Annotated in this window: 5 protein-coding genes; 3 read left to right on the top strand and 2 right to left on the bottom strand. The window is 65.1% G+C overall.

Going from position 1 to position 2,782, the window contains the following annotated elements; all coding sequences use genetic code 11:
• From WB785_RS04790 to WB785_RS04780, 3 genes are all read left to right on the top strand, one after another.
• Positions 1-220, top strand: a 220-nt coding sequence (locus WB785_RS04790) for a helix-turn-helix domain-containing protein (protein WP_424077544.1), incomplete at its 5' end; no start/stop codon positions are given.
• 65 nt (positions 221-285) lie between these two features.
• On the top strand, positions 286-534 hold the full coding sequence (locus tag WB785_RS04785) for a DUF2277 domain-containing protein (protein WP_424077543.1): 249 nt from the start codon (positions 286-288) through the stop codon (positions 532-534).
• A 29-nt stretch (positions 535-563) separates the two neighbouring features.
• Positions 564-1,106 (top strand): DUF1802 family protein, encoded by a 543-nt coding sequence (locus WB785_RS04780; protein WP_424077545.1) that lies wholly within the window; start codon positions 564-566, stop codon positions 1,104-1,106.
• Between the two features lie 167 nt (positions 1,107-1,273).
• On the opposite strand, the gene WB785_RS04775 is transcribed toward WB785_RS04780, so the two are convergent.
• Both WB785_RS04775 and WB785_RS04770 read right to left on the bottom strand, forming a co-directional pair.
• Positions 1,274-2,266 (bottom strand): alpha/beta fold hydrolase, encoded by a 993-nt coding sequence (locus tag WB785_RS04775; RefSeq protein ID WP_424077542.1) that lies wholly within the window; start codon positions 2,264-2,266, stop codon positions 1,274-1,276.
• Positions 2,267-2,269: 3 nt separating this feature from the next.
• The coding region (locus WB785_RS04770; RefSeq protein ID WP_424077541.1) for a CocE/NonD family hydrolase at positions 2,270-2,782 on the bottom strand (513 nt) is incomplete at its 5' end.

Below are 2,782 nucleotides of genomic sequence, written 5' to 3'. Positions count from 1 at the left end.
GACCAAGTCCATGCAGATCGCGGGACTGTCCGTGGCTGACATGGCCGCGTACCAAGGTGTGCACAGAAACAGCGTGAGTTCATGGTTGAACCGCCGCGCTCAGCCGCGTCCAGCAAACGTTCGGCTGTGGGCTATCCGGACCGGTGTGCCCTACGAGTGGCTAACGGATGGCGTCTGGCCCGACGACGAATCCGAGGAGTCCGCGCAGGTCAACAGGTAGGCAGCGTTCCGTACGATTGCACCGTAACCGTGCAAATGCAACCATTCTGAAAGTTTCGTTAAAGTATGTGCCGAAACATCACCGAATTGCGCGGACTCGAGCCCCCGGCGACGGCCGAGGAGATCTCGGCGGCGGCGCGCCAGTATGTGCGCAAGGTCAGCGGCTTCACCCACCCGTCGCCGGCCAACGCCGAGGCCTTCGAAGTGGCCGTCGCCGAAGTTGCGGCAACGACCACGCGACTGTTGGGCGCCCTGCCGCCGCGCCGCCAACCTCCGAAGACCTCGCCGCCGCTGCGTCGGCTGGCGACGCGGTGACGCGGGGTCCATCGACGCAAACCGCCACCGTGCCCGCGCTCAAGGAGTGGGGTGCGGTGGTGCACGCGCTGCTGGACGGCCGACAGTGGGTGCTGTTGCGTAAAGGCGGCATCGGCGAGAAGCGCTTTGAGGTGGCCGCCCGCGAGTTCGTGCTGTTTCCGACGGTCGCGCACAGCCACGCCGAGAGGGTCCGGCCCGAATTTCAACACCTGCTCACGGCTGCGGCTTCCGACAGCGCCGACGAGCGCGTTGTAGTGCGGGCGGCGGCGAAAGTCGTTGCGGCACTGCCTGTCAACCGGCCCGATAACATCGAGGCGATCGAGGATCTACATATCTGGACGGCCCGGTCGGTGCGCGAAGACCGGTTGGACTTTCGCCCCCGGCACCGGTTGGCGGTGCTCGTCGTGCAGGCCATACCTCTGGTTGAGCCGGTGCAGCTGCCCCGCACCCCCGACTACGCCGGCTGCACCAGCTGGGTGCAGTTGCCGATCGCGCCGTCACTGGGTACTCCGGTGCACGACGAGGCGTCACTACGCCACGTCGCCGACCGGGTCCGTGCCGCCGTCGGATGACGTCGGTCGCAACCGCAGCCGCCACACCAGTACCCGGCAGCTGCAGTGTTCGTTGTGCCCGCCTACGAGCGACAACGCTGCGGCCCCTCAGTTTGTCGCTGTGAGGCGGGCAAACCGTATGCCACTGGGCTAGAGGTTGCTGTGGCAGGCGTGACTGAGGCGGCTGCCTAGCCCGTGATGGTCTGGTCCACCAGCACCGCGCCGTCCGGCCGCCCCCCGAGCGTGCCGAGCGCCGTCGTCTCGCCGGCCGCGGTAAGTCGCACGAGTTGCGCCAATTGCGCTGGCGCATCGCATTGCAGATAGTGATCGGCGGTCGGCAGTATCCAGTAGCGGTTTCGGCCCGGCTTGTCCTTGAGGAATTTCTGCCACACGAAGTTGGCGACCCGGACAGGGGAGACGTTGTCGTGCAGGCCCCAAACCAGGGTGGTGTTGGTCTTATTCTTGGAAAGCGCTGTAAGCCAATTGGTTTCGTCGGCAGCTCGCTCGTTCAGGTACTGGATCGTGTCCGGCAGGACTCCGATGCCGTCGTTGTGCGCGAAGCATTCCGTCAGAGCGACGATTTCGGGATCGGTAGGCGTTCGCCGCGGCATGAACGTCGTCGTCCCCATCCCGGCGGCCAGCAGCTCGGGCGTCGTCGCGGCTGCTGTGGCCCGTGCCGTTTCGGGGTTATGCAGCGCCGTCTGAAACGCAGTTAGGTTGGCCAGCGGGAGGTAGATGTTGGCGTTGGTCAGAATGACTTCGGTCGGCGCGTTTCCCTGATTCTTCGTCGCGAACTCCGACAGCGCGATCATGCCGACGCTGGCGCCACGGTCATGGGTCAGCATCGTGTATCGCTGGAGCTGCCATACGTTCGTGATCGCATGGATCAGCAGGCGCGCGTCGTCGTAGAGCGAATACACGTATGGCGCAGGCGGCTTGTCGGAAAGCCCGTAGCCGGGGAAGTCAAGCAGGAAGATATCGAAATCGGCACCCAATTCACGGGTCAGCGCGAAGTAGTCGATGCTGGCGGTCGGGAAGCCGTGCACGCACACCAATGCCGGTGCGCCCGGTGTGCCGCAGCGACGGGCGAAGACGCTGACTTCCGCTCCAGCATTTGCAGCGGTTGATGACTTCCAATGAATTTGTGTTGCGCCGCTTCGCCATTCGGTGACGATGCCCATCGGCTAGGCGCTCTCGACTGGAAGCAGCACCCGAGAAGCGCCGAACTGCAATTCATGTGTCGAGGGGTTGAGCTGTCCGCCGGTCGCCGTTGGCTCACCCGTGCCGAGGTTACGAGCGTAGCGGGGATGGCTGCCGCCGGCGACCAGCACCCGGATACGTGATCCGGCGCGGAACCGGTGAGCGATCGCGTCGAGCTCGAGCCGTAGCGAGTCGGTCGCCTCGGTTAGCCGCCGATAGCCGTCGCTGACATTTACCGACCGGCCCTTGTTGTCGACCTCGCTTACCCGAACGAACACGTCGACATGGGGATTGTCAGAGGTATGCGCCAATTCAGCGACCGGCTTTCCGATCACGCACAGGTCTTGGTCGAGCACGTCGGTGGTGAAACTGAGCACGTCGCTGCGCGCGGCCAAGGCGGTGTCGTCGCGGTATCCACCGTCGGGCGACAGCAGTCGGCCCCCGATGGTAGGCGTCGGGTCGGCGGGGTCGTAGCGGAAGCTCACCGAGGACACCGC

Source organism: Mycobacterium sp., from assembly GCF_049585075.1.
Lineage (GTDB): Bacteria > Actinomycetota > Actinomycetes > Mycobacteriales > Mycobacteriaceae > Mycobacterium.
This window is presented reverse-complemented; position numbering and strand designations above follow the sequence as displayed.

What these genes read in the sequence shown, in the direction of transcription:
- WB785_RS04785 (WP_424077543.1), top strand. Translation starts at nt 286, where the DNA reads ATGTGCCGAAACATCACCGAATTGCGCGGACTCGAGCCCCCGGCGACG.
- WB785_RS04775 (WP_424077542.1), bottom strand. Translation starts at nt 2,266, where the DNA reads ATGGGCATCGTCACCGAATGGCGAAGCGGCGCAACACAAATTCATTGG.